This is a genomic window from Blastocatellia bacterium, assembly GCA_016713405.1.
Taxonomy (GTDB): domain Bacteria; phylum Acidobacteriota; class Blastocatellia; order Chloracidobacteriales; family JADJPF01; genus JADJPF01.
Window position 1 is genome coordinate 1 of sequence record JADJPF010000006.1, and the last position, 14,296, is coordinate 14,296.

The window sequence follows — 14,296 nt, forward strand, 5'->3', positions numbered from 1 at the left end:
TTTGGTGTTGGTACAACATCGGTTTTAGCTAGAGTTGATGCCCAAGTAACACCTAGTGATCGGCTAACTGTACGATATAACTTTGGTGGTGGCTATAATGGGCAGTTTGAACCCTTTGGCGGGCGTTTTGGACAAACTAATAGTGCTATTGAACGTGTTAGGGACAACTCTATAGCCATCAATAATACTTATATTAATACAGGGTTAAATTTAACTAATGAAACTCGCTTTTTATATGGCAATCGTAGCCAACGAGTTGCTGCTATTGATAACGGGCCTACGGTTGATATTGTTGATTCTGGTACTAGTAATGTTTTGGACGTAATGTATTTACTCCACAAATTAGAGAAGAAAGAATCTATCAAATTGTTAATAATGTCACCTTAAACCGAGGCATTAACCAAATAAAATTTGGCGTAGATTATAACTACATTGGCGCACCTGAAGGGAAATCAAGTTTTAGTTTACTAATTCTGGAATTGCTTTTTCCAACCACTTGATTTTCTGCTCTTGCAGGAATCACTCAGGACTGCCTAGTTTTACCCCTATAGAAGCCTTAGATCCCACTGCTCGTAGTCCTCAACAACAAGCTTTTCTTCAACTAGCAGCGGCTCAAGCCCCTTTATTGTTTCCAGGTTTTCCAAGTAATTTTCCTCTTACTAGTAGTTCTTTGCCTATAGCCTTTGCTCAAAGTTTTGGTAATTTAAGACAATCTGTTCCTGCTTCTTTATTTGCTGCTTTTGTTCAAAATGACATTAAAATAAGCTCAAATCTCTTGATTAAAACAGGTATACGCTATGACATAAATCGTATACGTTTTACCCCTAATAATAATGGGAATGTCAGCCCTAGGTTAGCAATTTCTTATCGCCCAAGTAAGATTGAAAAATTAAATCTACGAGCATCTTATGGTCTTTATTTTGGAAGTGCTGTATTTGGATCAGCAGTAATTGCTGGTCAAAGCCAAAGAGGTCAATTTCAGTTACCAGTATCTCTATTTCCTTTTTCAATTATTCCTTTTTCTCAACCTGGCAACCGTTTCCCTATTTCAGATACTATTCCTTCAAACTTCCAATTTATTCCACAATTAGCACTTTCTTTTCAATATGACCCAAATTTACGTAATAGCTATAGTCAACAAGTTAGTGCAGGATTTGATTATTTAATTAATAATCAGACCTTATTTTCTGCTAATTATAATTATGTAAGAGGGTTAAAATTATTTGCTGCTCGTCGTATTAATCCAGTAGTGCGACCAGTGCCAAATTCAGTTATTGAAAGCCGCGTGACAGGTAGAGTTGACCCAACTCGTGGAGATGTCACTGAGTTTCAATCTGCTTTTGATAGCTATTATCATGGATTAACTATCCTATTTGAACGTAGGTTTACTAGTAAAGTAGGGATATTTATGAGTTATACTTTGTCTAAAACTATAGATAATTTATTTGATATTCGTACAGATACAGCAGATACAGCAGTAGATACATTAAGCCCAGGTAATGAACGCGGTCTTTCTATTCAAGATGTCCGAAACCGTTTTATACTCTCTGGAAATTGGAAACTAGATTACACTAAAAATCCACTCCTAAGAGATTTCCAAGTTTCTAGTATTATTACTTTAGAATCTGGAAGACCTTATAATTTATTGGCTGGTACAGACTTAAATATGAATGGTGATCAAGGAGATCGTCCTTTAGTTGGCGGTGTACCTATAGGACGCAATCAAGGTATTACCCCGGGTTTTACTAATGTTGATCTACGGTTATTTCGTAGTGTAAAAATCAAGGAAAACTACCAAGTCCAAGCATTTATTGAAGGATTTAATATATTTAACCAATTTAATGTTGCTCGATTTGGCAATCTTTTTCTGCCTGATTCTAATGGTAATTTTAACTTACCAGCAAAAGATGGTCGTCGGTTTAGTTTACCTAAAGAAAGATTTTTAAGTGCTTTTTCTCCTAGACAATTTCAATTTGGAGTTAAACTACTCTTTTAAAACATAGCTAAATAAAACAAGCCTCAAAATATTTTGTGGCTTGTTTTAGATACTTTGTTTAAATACTAGCAAATCTTTGGACTTTTTTCTCGCTTCCTTTTTTTAGATCACCTAAAACTTGCTTAGTAATTTCTTTTAATGTGTCATAAACTCCAATCCCTTTATGGGCTACAGATTCAACAACTGGTTCACCTTTACGAACTAATTCATGTTTTAAGTAATCAACAGGTAATGCAGTTTTTAGATCACGTTTATTTAATTGAAGTACATAAGGCATAGTTGCTAAATCATATCCTTGTTGACCAAGGTTATTTTCTAGGTTCCAAATAGATTCAATATTGGCATCCATTCTCTCAAATTGACTATCTGCAACAAATACAACTCCATCTGTACCACGTAAAATCAATTTACGGGAAGCATCATAAAAAACTTGTCCTGGTACGGTATAAAGATGAAGTTTTGTTCTAAAACCTTTAACTGATCCTAATTCTAGTGGAAGAAAATCAAAAAAAAGCGTTCGTTCAGTTTCTGTAGCTAAACTAATTAATTTACCTTTGGCCTGGGGTGCTGCTGTATCATAAATATAACTAACATTTGTAGTTTTGCCCCCTAGCCCAGGCCCATAATAAATAATCTTACAATTAATTTCGCGTGCTGGATAATTTATAAATGCCATAATTTCCCCTCCCCCTTAGTTGTTTGCAAACAACTAAATTTGTTAGTGTTGAGTTAGTTAACAATTGCTAATTTTTAGCATAGTTAATAAAAAGAGCCTCTTACACCAACTTACAAATACTATTTTGAGAAGAGAAATTTCAATTCCTAAGAGTAGAAAATTTTAAGGCATTCAATGTAAAAATTTACTTTTACTAAACTGAATATAAGAAGATTGCTTATAGAGATATACAGAGTTATTTTCAAGAAACTTCTTATTTTTTATATAATTAAACTCTGCTATAACATCCTCATCACTAATATTTTCAATATCTATTTTAGTAATATCTTTTTTAGCATGTTTTTTTGTTTCTTTTTTATCTAAATTATCTAAGCTATTAACAACTACAGTTTCATTAAGACGCTTTATTTTACTAATTGTTTTTAATTTATTTATTGGTTTTCTTTCTTTTATTTTACTTTTTTTGTATAAAAACTTGTTGAGAAAAATTTTAGAGTTTAATGGTAGTGATACTAAATTATCCTTTTTAATATTAGGTGCTATATAGTTATTATTAAAATAATTTACTTTTTGGTTTTCTATTTTGCTATCAAGTTCATTACGAGTAATTAAAAGCTCATCTAAGACTTCTTGTATTGATTGAGTGCGGTTATCTGGATTTTTCTGCATTATTTTTGCTAAAAGCTGTCGCAGACGAGTAGGCACTTCTTCTGATAATTCTGTTGGATTACTAAAAACAACCTGATAGAGTGATTGCATATCATCTTCTTCATCAAAAGCTAGACGATGGCTTAAAAGTTCATAAAATACTGAGCCAAAAGAAAAAATATCTGAACGACAATCTAATTCCTTACCTCGAGCCTGTTCAGGTGACATATAACGAGGAGTTCCAATAACTAAACCTATTTTAGTTTCAAATTTGCTAAGATTTTCTTTTTCACTAACAGGTTTAGCTAAACCAAAATCTAAAATTTTTAAGTATCCATCTTTACGTAATATAAAATTATCTAGTTTTAAGTCACGATGAATAATACCTGCATTGTGCATAGCTAAAAGTCCTTGTGCTAGCTGTATAGCTATATCTAAGGCTAAAGCTAAATTCATTTTGTTATCATTAAGCACTTCTCTTAAAGTTTGTCCATCTACATACTCCATTATCAAAAATGGTTTTTCATTTTCTATAACTATATCATAAATACTTAATATATTTGGATGGTTAAGAGCCGAAGCCATTTGAGCTTCTCTAAAAAATCTAGCTTTACGCTCACTATTAAGAAAATTGCTTTGGGATAAAGTTTTTACTGCTACTAAACGATTAAGATGCAGATCTTTAGCTAAATAAACTTGTCCCATTCCTCCACAACCCAATAATTCTATAATTTCATATTTATCAACAATCACTGTTCCAAAATCAATAAAACTATCATCTTCAACATAGCCTGCATAAGTATTTCCAATATTATTAGAGTTTTTCATAAAACTTCCTTTAAGAACCTAATTATTTTTTGGAATGTTTTTTTTTAGTATGATTTTACTAAGACGCAAACTTTTTCTAAATCTATACAAATAATTAAAAAATTTTTTCCTAGATTATTTTAATCTATACAGAAGTATCTAAACTCAGTATTTACACATAGTTATTTAACTTTGCATATTTACTTATAAATTAAACAAATGATACAAAATTTTTACATAAAGAAGGTTTTTAATTCTTTATCTTGTCTATTCTATGAGTTACAATAATTTTTCCTGCAACCAAAAATTATTGCTAAAGCACAACTATATTAAAACTATTTAATCAATATCATTTTAATTTTATTAACTATATTAAGGAGTTATAATGAGGCAACTTTATTTAACCTTATTTTTAACCTTAGCCTGTATTGACATAAGCTTAGCACAAGAAAAATCCAAAAGCTTAACAATGGATGATGTATCTCCATCACAAACTAGCACTACAACAAGTTCATCAGATACTTCAACAAACAAAACAAATTCTAAAACCTCTAAAACTTCTAAAACTCCATCAAATGATCCATTAGAAAATATTTGGCAAGATAGAATGAATGAAGCTGAGTTAAAAGTTCTAACGGCTCAACTTAGAAGTGAGCTTGCTAGTAGAAGTTCAGATTCTGTAATAGAGTTAAACCGTCAAAGACAATTTATGACTGAACTTGCTAGTGAAGGTGACAAAAAAAACTATAAAGCTGAAAAATCTTTGGAAGTTACCTATCGAGAACGTTACGTTAAATTACGAATAGAAATGATAGAAGAAGCGCGTATTGATCCTAGTGCTAGTGAAACCCAGTTACTTTATGTGGATGCAAAGAAATCTCGTAAGAAAAAACTTAAAACTCCTAGAGGACAAAATATCCCAAACCTTGATACAAAAGCAGTAAAAGTTCATCAAACCAAAATGGATAAGCTAATAGCTAAAATGGAAGACCTAGCAGAAGAAGGAAGACGCGCAGGAATGCCAGCAAAAATTTTTGAAGACTAATAAAAAAAAAAATCTAAATTCTCTTAATTAAATAACTTTTAATATTTTCAATATTTTAAGGAGATACAAATGTTAAAAGCCTCATCTCAAAAAGGATTCTCTCTACTTGAAATACTTTTAGTCGTAGTTCTTTTAGGCATTCTTACAGCTATTGCTGTTCCTAATTTAATTACTGCACGAAAAGCAGCACATGAAGGAAGGGCAATTGCTCATCTTAAAACTCTAAATAATGTTCAAGCTTTGTATTATCAAAGTCATGATAAATTTGCAATTATAGATAATCTTTATAAAAGTGATTTACTGGCCCCAGGACAATTTATAAGAAATGTTAATAATAGTAATGGTGCAACAGAAATAATATCTGATGGTTTTTATGACTATAGTTTCCGCTATACGGCTGATGCTATGGCTTATACATTAGATGCTGATCCTAAAACAAATCTACGTAGTAGTTATAGATATTTTAGATACCGTGCTAGTCGTGCTACTACAGGTGGTGCAGGTGGTGTAGGAGAACTTATTTTATTTGCTTTACCAAGACCTGATTCGCCACCAACTTCAGCTTATAAAATTTTTAATCCATAAAAATTATTGAGGAATTAATCATGTCTTTTATGACTAGATTTATAGTAATTTTTTTTGCACTAATTTTTATTACTTCTGCCCAAGCTCAAATTTCTAAATCCAATAAACCTACTTCTAGCACTAGTTCAACAACAACTAATAAGCCTATTGAAGTTGATTTTGGGCAAAAAGCCACAAATGTTAATACTATCGTTTTTTATAATTTAATTCGTTTTTTTGATTCTGCAAAAACTTCTCTTTATGGTTCTGCTCATGAAATAGATATGATTGCTGTAGCAGAAAAGCTTATTGAACGTGCAGAAGCCGGTGTTGATGTCCAAGTAGTTGTTGAGTCCAGATGGCTAACTTTACCTAAAAATAGTGCTTCTGTAAATTTATTAAAAAATAGTAAAGTAAAGCTTATACCTGATACTAAAAAATCTGGCCTTATGCACAATAAATTTTTTATTGCTGATGGAAAAAGAGTTTGGACAGGCTCAACAAATTTAACAGAACATTGTTTGCTATTTAATTACAACAATGGTGTTTGGGTAGAAGATGCAAAAGTAGCTCAAAATTTCCTTACAGAATTTTATGAACAACGTGAAGGAAAATTTGGCAAAAAAGGTTCAGGTAAACCAAATACTCCTTACCCTTCACTTACAATAGGCTCTGCACGTGTATTTACTTATTTTAGCCCTGAAGATACTCCAATACCTCAAATAGTTTCGTTAATTACCCGTGCTAAAAAAAGTGTAGATATAATGTGTTTTGTTTTTTCTTCTCAAGAAATTTCTGAATCTCTGATTGCAGCACATAAACGAGGAGTTAAAATTAGGGTGCTTTTTGATAATAGCTTTAGCTCTCCTGGCTCTACGGCTCGCTGGCGTTATGTTCCATTTAAGACATTGGGCGAAGCTGGAATAACGGTCAAATATGATGATGAAGCAGCCAAAATACACCACAAATTAGTTATTGTTGATAGTATAGAAGTTCTAACAGGTAGTTTTAATTTATCTAACAATGCAGCTAAATCAAATGATGAGAATTTGTTAATAATTGCTTCTGCTGAAATAGGAGATATTTATCAAAAAGAGTTTGATCGTCTTTGGGATTTTTTTAATGGCGATCCTGGAGAAGAAGTAGTTCCAGATGAAGAAGACCTTGAAAATGGTGCAGACCCAGCACCTACAAAAACAGATGACGACGATGACGACAATAAAGAGAACAAACCAGAAACCAAAGAAAATAAGCCAAATCTGGAGTAAAAAATGTTAAGAAAAATAACAAGATTTTTAATCACTTTTTTATTAATTTTTTCAACTACTTTTACTACATTTGAAATAAATCTTTTTGCTCAAGAAACTTCTAAAAAGACAATTCAGCAGGGCTTCCAAGCAGAAGTTATTAAAGTTGTTGATGGAGATACAATTAAAATACGACGTAACGGCGCACATAAACAAGAAACTATTAGACTTATAGGTATTGAGGCACCAGAAGTTTCATCACGTGAGCAAACAGGACAAGAACCATTTGGAGTTATGGCACAACAACATTTGTCAGTTGCTATAACTCGTAGAATTATAAGAATTGAACAAGACGTTCAAAAAGAGGCTGAAACAGGGGAAATTCTTGGTTATGTTTGGCTTGATGATAAGTTGATGAATGAAGAGATGTTAAAGTCTGGTTTAGCAGTTTTAGCAACAACTCCGCCAAATGTAAAATATGTTGAGCGATTTCAAACTGCCCAAACAACTGCCCGTGAGCAAAAGAAAGCTATCTGGAATCCAGACGCACCACTAACACAAAGCCCAAGCGAGTTTCGCAGTAATAAGCGAGAAGCAACCGCCGCACAAAGTGAAAAAGAATCTGAACTAGAAATTCCTGACTATATAGCAGGTTGTATTGTTGGTAATCGCAAAACTAAAAAATTCCACGTTCCCGAAGGTCGCTATTACAATCAAGCTAAAGATTCAAAAAACAGAGTATTTTTTAAAACCGCTGCTGATGCTGAAAAATCAGGCTATACAAAGTCGGCTCGCTAAGATTTTATAAACTTATGAAAACCACAATTACTATAGACCTAAAAAAAATAATCCCTGTTTCCCTTTTTCTAGTCCTTATAATTGCTTTACTAGCAAACAAAGCTTATAAAGACACTTCTAGTGCTGCTACAAACACTTCTGTTGTAACAACTTCCACAGCTTTACAGCCAACAACTACATTTATTACTGGCACAAAATGGGTGCCAGGCACATTTGAAATTCACCATATTTATGTTGGTCAAGGTGATTCTGTGCTGTTTATTTCACCTAGTGGAAAAACCTTACTTTATGATATTGGTGAACGTGATTGGCCTTTGCATGAAAATGCTCAATTAGTTTCTGAGTATATAGAGCAAGTTACAGGAAAAAAACAGGTTGATTATCTTGTCCTAAGCCATTACCACCAGGATCACGTAGGCAATAGCAAAGTTACTGAAAACGGTGGACGTTATGATGGGGGGATTTTTTGGCTGCTTAAAAACCGGAAGCTAAAAATAGGCAAAGTAATTGATAGAGGTTTTGAACCAATACTTCCCAAAACTCCAATAGCAGTAAAATATAAAGAATTTGCAGAAAGTGAAGACGGCCAAAAACTACTTACTAGAGAAACCGCCCGTTTAGGTGTAGGTCAAATTGATTTAGGTAAAGAACTAATTGTTGATGTAGTTGCAGTTAATGGAAAAACTCATAAAGATGGCAAAGAAATCATAGTTCTTCCAGAATCAGAAATTAAAGCCGATCCTCCACCATCAGAAAACGACTTATCTTTATGCCTAAAAATATCCTGGAATGATTTTGAATATTTTATAGGTGGGGATCTCTCAGGCCAAGAACATACTTCCAAATATGGCTATAAATATCATGACGTTGAAAGCGGTATAACTGATGCTATTGGAAACGTGGAAGTTTACCGAGTAAGTCATCATGGCTCAGATCATTCAAGTAATGAAAAATTTGTAAATGCTTTAGATCCTGAAGTTTCCATTAACTCTTCTGGTACAGCTAATCGATTTGGGCATCCTCGCCAAAGCGTAGTTGATCGGCTACTTGCAACAGGAGATCTTTTTATTACTTCTAAAGAAGGTGGTGTGTCTACAGCACAATATAAACGCGCTGTAGAAGGTGGAACTTCAATTATTAGAGTGTTTAACCAAGGTTATAACTATGAAGTTTCAATGGTTAGGTCTTATCGTAGTTTTTCTGAAAAGGACGAGGAAAAACAATTAGATAAAATCCTGGATTATGAACAAGATCGGGTTCGTTATGAAGAAGCCACAGGAACACGAAAAATAGAAGAAAATGATGAAGGAATGGAATCAGGAGATGTAAAAGCTGGAACTAGTGGACTTAAAGAAAAAGGGGAAGCTATGGGAAAGGCTGCTAAAGAGCCTGACCTTAGCAATGAACCTAAAGAAAAAAATGGCTTTCCACGCCTTAGAGCTAAAGAACATAGTAAGTTACAAGAGTATATTGGTAAGAAAATTTATGTTTGGGGAAAAGTTACCTCTACATTTACTCCTGCTTCAAATAAAGTAAAATTCTTAAATATAGATACTGAAGACTTAAAACAGTCTTTTACTGTAGTAATTTTTAACAAAGACTGGCCTAATTTTTTTGAAACTCCTGGCGTAGGTGATCCTTGTAAGTATTACCAAGGTAAATGGATTGAGCTTAGTGGTTTAATAATAGCTTATGAACCTGGTGAAAAAAACAAGGAAAAAAGCAAGACAGATGAAGCAGATAAAGCAAAAAACTAGAAATGATTATTTCTAGGCCAGATCAAATAGAAGTTCTTCCTTTCCGTGAAGAAAACCGCTAGAGGCCCTATGCAAGATAATACAAAAAATAAAGTTAATGGAGCAATTATTAGCTCAAGGTTAACTTTTGTTGAAAAACGTTGGGGTAATGCTGTTAAACAAAAGCTTATTAACCAATTGCCCTTAAAAGATAGAAAATCTGTTGATAGCCCAGTTTTTGATAATATTTGGTTTGAATTTAGCACTTTAGAGCTTTTTGACAAGATAATTCTTGAAGATTTTGCTAATGGCGATTCTGCTGTACTTCGTGATTTGGGCCGTTTTAGCGCGGAATTTAATTTTTGGCGGCTTCCAGATTCAGTAACTAGCCAAAAGGCTGAAGATATTTTTAAGAATGCTCCTAGAATTAATGTAATATTTCAAAATTTTGGAGATTGTCAGGTTGAAATACTTCCAGATAAAGGCGGAATAAAACAAGTTGCTCTAATTTATCGCTATGAAACAGCAGTAAGTGAAAACTATTGCGCTAGTGCATTAGGTTATTTTGAAAAGCTTCTTGAGCAACTAGGTTTTAGCGTAGTGGAAATAAAAGAAACTGAGTGTCAATCAAAAGGTGGTTCAGCACATCGCTACGAAGTTTCTTGGGTAGCTCAACAGTTAGCAGAAAAAGTTATTACTAAAGAAGAAAGCTATAAATCCTTTAAGGGGACTAGAGAATTAAAACTTCCTTCTACAGTTACAAATATTTCCAATACATCTGAAGATTTACTTACTTCTAAATCTAGCAAGCCAGAAATTTCTTACACAACTCTTAAAGCACCTCTTACAATAGATAGAAAAGATTCTCCAAAATTTAATTGGCGAGTACCTATATTAATTGGTCTTATATTAATTACTTCTATTGTTGGACTTGCTCAATGGTTGTTTACTCCTAAAATAGAAGACCCTACCCTCAAAGAAAAAATATATACTTATAATTGTGTAGGTAATTTATCGCTCACCTTAAGATTAGATAAGCCTTATTTGCTAGTTAATTCAAAGGAAGAATTAACTAACTTAGTAACTTCTTTTGAAGATAAAGGAAAAAAATATTCTCTAAAAACAAAAACTATACCCGCTAATGCAGTTATAGAGCTAAGCTTAGGTGAGTTTATTAATACTAATAACAAAACCTTAGAAGCAGAATTAGTTCCCGATGTCGTGTCTTTATCAGCCGAAACTGTAGCAGAAAAACAAGATTGTGTTTGTAAATCTACAGGTGGAAATTAAGCAAAATTAGACGTATTTAGCTAAATATGTTTGCATTAGTTGTTTTGCTTGTTCAGTAATTTGCTTAATTTTTGATTTCTCTTTTTCATCATAAAAATTAAAAGGTATCAATAAAAAAGGTAGGATTATTGCTAAAGGAAATTTTGCAGCAAAAGAAATTATTGGTCTTTCAATAACAATTAATTTGCTGATAAAAAATAGTAAACCAGCCAATACAGCTATTTTTAGTATTCTTCCCCATTCATAATCAATGTGCATTAACCTATTGGAAACAAAATATCTTAGACAAGTAATTATCATATAAGACAGTAGTGTTGCTAGTGCTGCGCCCTTCATCCCCATTCTTGGAATTAGTAAAAAGTTTAATAAAATATTACTTATAGCTGCAATAGCAACAATAATTGGACTAAGGTAGGATTTTCTTAAAATGCTAATACCTACGCCTAAAGTCGGGTTAGCAACATCAAACACAGCAGACAAAGCCAGTAAAGGCACAATTGTAGCTGTCTCCCAATATTTAGCAGTAGCAAAAATTCTTAATACATCTTCTACAAGTATTGACAAAGACAGAGCTAAAAATGTTGAGCCATAAACTACATAAGTTAACATTCGGGCATAGTATTCTTTTGCGTCAGGGTCTTTCATTACTGACACCTGCATATTTGACCAAATCATTCCAAAAGGCATTGTTATCAATAAATTAATTGGAGTCGTTAGCTGATTAGCTAATGTATAAAGACCTATTTGGCGAAAATCTGCATAATATTTTAGAAAAAATCTATCAATCCATTGAAAACAAATAGCTGAAAGTCGGCCAAAAATCAGCGGAGTACCAAAAGCCAACATTGTTTTTAATTCAGCAAAATTAAAACCCCATTTCATTTGCTTAAGCGAAATAGAAAACATCAAAGCATTTTCTAAAATAGCTCCAACTAAATTAGCAATTAGAATTCCTTTTATTCCCATTTGCCAATAAACAATCAAGCTAATATTGGTAGATAACTGTAAGATAAAGCCTATTGTTTGACATAAAGAATACTGTATAGAAGCATTACGTATTCTTAACAGAGTTTCAGGAACTACATTAAAAATTTCTAAAAAAGCGAGTAAATAAACAATTCGTAAATGGCTTGTATAAATTTCTGTATCTAGTAAATATAAAGATGCTTGGGGAGCAAAATAATTTAATATAGCAAGTATTGGAATAGAAGTTAGCAATAGAAAAGTAAATACAGTTGTAGCTAATTCTGGCCGCTGGTCTTCCTTATAATCATACCAAGATCTAAGTAGAGCATTGCCAAGCCCCATCCTTAAAACTAGCGGAATAGCGGCTAAAACAATCATTAGTATTGCTAGCACACCATATTCTTTAGGTTTAATATAGTAAGTGTAAACAGGAATTAGAAAAAAACCTAGAGAACGGTTGATGATTCCAGTTACACCAAAAACCAACATATGTTTGAATGTTGTTTTTAACTTCTCGTAAATAGCTAAATACCCCTTTAATTTCTACCATTAACCAGCAAAAACTGGCTAATTATATAAAAGTTAATCTACAAAACAACTAAGTTTGCTATAAGAAAGCAAGAAGAGTTAAACCAATTAACAGGAAATTTGGTTAAACTTTTTGCTAAATTTTTAAGCAAAAGCGCGGCTAGTCGGCTTTGTTCTTACAAAGAAAAAAGTGTTATAATTTTTGTTTTCTAAAAATTGCTATATCTTCATTTATTTGATTTATTTAGCATAAGTTTAATTTTTTTTGCCACATAAAGGAGATAAAAACTTGAATACCAAAGTAGCCATCATTGGTCTTGATGCAGCAACATTTAATTTAATTAATCAATATATTGGTGAAGGACTACTTCCCAATATGCAGCAAATGATTGCTAACGGTTCATCAGGACTACTACTTTCTACTCCTAATATGCACAGTGCATCTTCTTGGACATCAATAATTACAGGCAAAAATCCTGGAAAACATGGTCTATTTGTTTTTTCAGACCGTTCATTTGCTAGCAATAAACAAGTAATTTTTACTGGTGGAGATCGCAAATGTCAAACAATGTACCGAATTTTAACAAGTGCAGGCTATAAAGTTGGTATGATGAATGTCCCAATGACTTACCCAGCCGAACATAGCGCGGGTAGCTTTATGATTTCTGGTCTTGATGCACCAACTTTAGATGAAAAGGCTTTTAGTCCAGCCAGTTTAAGAGAAGAAATTTTAGCTAAATTTCCAGACTATGCACCTACACCACAAAACTTGTCTAAAGTAATGGAAAATAATGATTTAGATGCTGCAATTGATATGTGGTTAAAGCTTTCCTACACTCACACTGAAGCAGCTAAATATCTAATTCAAAAATATAATCCTGATGTATTTATGATTGTTTATACTGCAACTGATTGGGTACAGCATTATTTTTGGAAATATATTGAGCCTCGACATCCTGAATATGTTGAGTCAGAAGCTATGCTTTATAAAGACACAATCAAAAGATTTTATAGCGTAATGGATGACATAATTGGTCAATTACAAGAAACCATAGGCCATCAAGCTAACACAATTATAATTTCTGATCACGGAATGGGACATAATACCCAAGGCTCTTTTCATGTTGTTGAATGGTTAGAGCAAGCTGGTTTTATGACACTTAAAGCTGATACTGCTGTAGCATCTGCATCAAAAGCCCAAGAAACCGCACAAGAATTAAGACAAAGCGTTCAACAAGTAGTTAAAAATTTTCTGCCCGCTTCAGTACGTAGCACAATAAAAAGTATGATTGGCGAAAAAGCAGCCCCAATAGCCAGCAAAGACCGTTTTTATGGTCGTATTATTTGGGAAAAAACTATTGCTTATTCTGAAGCAGGACGCAATGTTATTAACATTAACCTAAAAGGACGTAATAAATTTGGCATTGTTGAACCTGCTGATTATGACCGAGTTTGTGATGAAGTAATCGCAAAAATCAAAGAATGGCGTGATCCCGATAGCGGGCTACCTGTAGTCAAAGATGTTAAAAAACGCTCGGAAATGTATCACGGGCCTTATGCTGATCTATCTAGTGATATGTATGTACATTGGAATCCTAGCGTTATTTTACAACGCCCTACCCCAGAAATAATTCGTAAGAAAAAATTTTGGTGGAATGGAACACACCGCCCACAAGGAATAATTATTTGTGATGGGCCACAAATTAAACACAATGAACTAGAAGGAGCTTGTGTTTATGACATTGTGCCTACAGTCTTGTATTTAGCAGGTGCAACTGTTCCTGGTGATCTTGATGGAAAAGTTTTAGCAGAAGCTTTAACAACTTCTATCCCTGCTCCTACAATAAAAGTTGATAAAAATGACCAAGACACATCAGGCGGTCAAGTAGTAGAAAGCTCTACAGATTTATCAGACGATGACGAAAGCAAAGTAGCAGAAAAATTACGTGGTTTAGGTTACTTATAAAAATAAAAATAACCTAAGATAAACTAAAT

12 protein-coding genes are annotated in these 14,296 nt (G+C 33.0%); 9 read left to right on the plus strand and 3 right to left on the minus strand.

What is annotated here, in order from left to right; genetic code table 11:
• A partial coding sequence (locus tag IPK14_08925) for a hypothetical protein (GenBank protein ID MBK7993534.1) occupies window positions 1-387 on the plus strand: 387 nt, incomplete at its 5' end.
• A 109-nt stretch (window positions 388-496) separates the two neighbouring features.
• A complete protein-coding gene (locus tag IPK14_08930; protein MBK7993535.1) occupies window positions 497-1,996 on the plus strand; it encodes a TonB-dependent receptor in 1,500 nt (499 codons plus the stop codon).
• A gap of 58 nt (window positions 1,997-2,054) precedes the next feature.
• Here the strand turns inward: IPK14_08930 and IPK14_08935 are convergent, their stop codons facing one another.
• Together IPK14_08935 and IPK14_08940 are read right to left on the minus strand one after the other, a co-directional pair.
• On the minus strand, window positions 2,055-2,672 hold the full coding sequence (locus tag IPK14_08935; GenBank protein MBK7993536.1) for a gliding-motility protein MglA: 618 nt from the start codon (window positions 2,670-2,672) through the stop codon (window positions 2,055-2,057).
• A 171-nt stretch (window positions 2,673-2,843) separates the two neighbouring features.
• The gene (locus IPK14_08940; protein MBK7993537.1) at window positions 2,844-4,148 is read right to left on the minus strand and encodes a serine/threonine protein kinase; all 1,305 of its coding nucleotides are present in this window, start codon (window positions 4,146-4,148) and stop codon (window positions 2,844-2,846) included.
• 364 nt (window positions 4,149-4,512) lie between these two features.
• Here IPK14_08940 and IPK14_08945 point away from each other — a divergent pair, with 364 nt between their 5' ends.
• From IPK14_08945 to IPK14_08970, 6 genes are all read left to right on the plus strand, one after another.
• Window positions 4,513-5,172, plus strand: a complete 660-nt coding sequence (locus tag IPK14_08945; protein MBK7993538.1) for a hypothetical protein — start codon at window positions 4,513-4,515, stop codon at window positions 5,170-5,172.
• A gap of 69 nt (window positions 5,173-5,241) precedes the next feature.
• Complete coding sequence (locus IPK14_08950) at window positions 5,242-5,757, plus strand: prepilin-type N-terminal cleavage/methylation domain-containing protein (protein ID MBK7993539.1); 516 nt, start codon at window positions 5,242-5,244, stop codon at window positions 5,755-5,757.
• Window positions 5,758-5,786: 29 nt separating this feature from the next.
• Window positions 5,787-7,004, plus strand: coding sequence for a DUF1669 domain-containing protein (locus tag IPK14_08955; GenBank protein MBK7993540.1), 1,218 nt, complete (start codon window positions 5,787-5,789; stop codon window positions 7,002-7,004).
• Between the two features lie 3 nt (window positions 7,005-7,007).
• Complete coding sequence (locus IPK14_08960; protein MBK7993541.1) at window positions 7,008-7,781, plus strand: thermonuclease family protein; 774 nt, start codon at window positions 7,008-7,010, stop codon at window positions 7,779-7,781.
• Between the two features lie 14 nt (window positions 7,782-7,795).
• Entirely contained in the window at window positions 7,796-9,538 is a 1,743-nt protein-coding gene (locus IPK14_08965; protein MBK7993542.1) for a hypothetical protein, read from the plus strand.
• Window positions 9,539-9,607: 69 nt separating this feature from the next.
• Window positions 9,608-10,807, plus strand: coding sequence for a hypothetical protein (locus IPK14_08970; protein MBK7993543.1), 1,200 nt, complete (start codon window positions 9,608-9,610; stop codon window positions 10,805-10,807).
• 6 nt (window positions 10,808-10,813) lie between these two features.
• On the opposite strand, the gene IPK14_08975 is transcribed toward IPK14_08970, so the two are convergent.
• A complete protein-coding gene (locus tag IPK14_08975; protein MBK7993544.1) occupies window positions 10,814-12,262 on the minus strand; it encodes an oligosaccharide flippase family protein in 1,449 nt (482 codons plus the stop codon).
• A gap of 328 nt (window positions 12,263-12,590) precedes the next feature.
• Here IPK14_08975 and IPK14_08980 point away from each other — a divergent pair, with 328 nt between their 5' ends.
• Window positions 12,591-14,267 (plus strand): alkaline phosphatase family protein, encoded by a 1,677-nt coding sequence (locus IPK14_08980; GenBank protein ID MBK7993545.1) that lies wholly within the window; start codon window positions 12,591-12,593, stop codon window positions 14,265-14,267.
• Window positions 14,268-14,296: the final 29 nt, after the last annotated feature.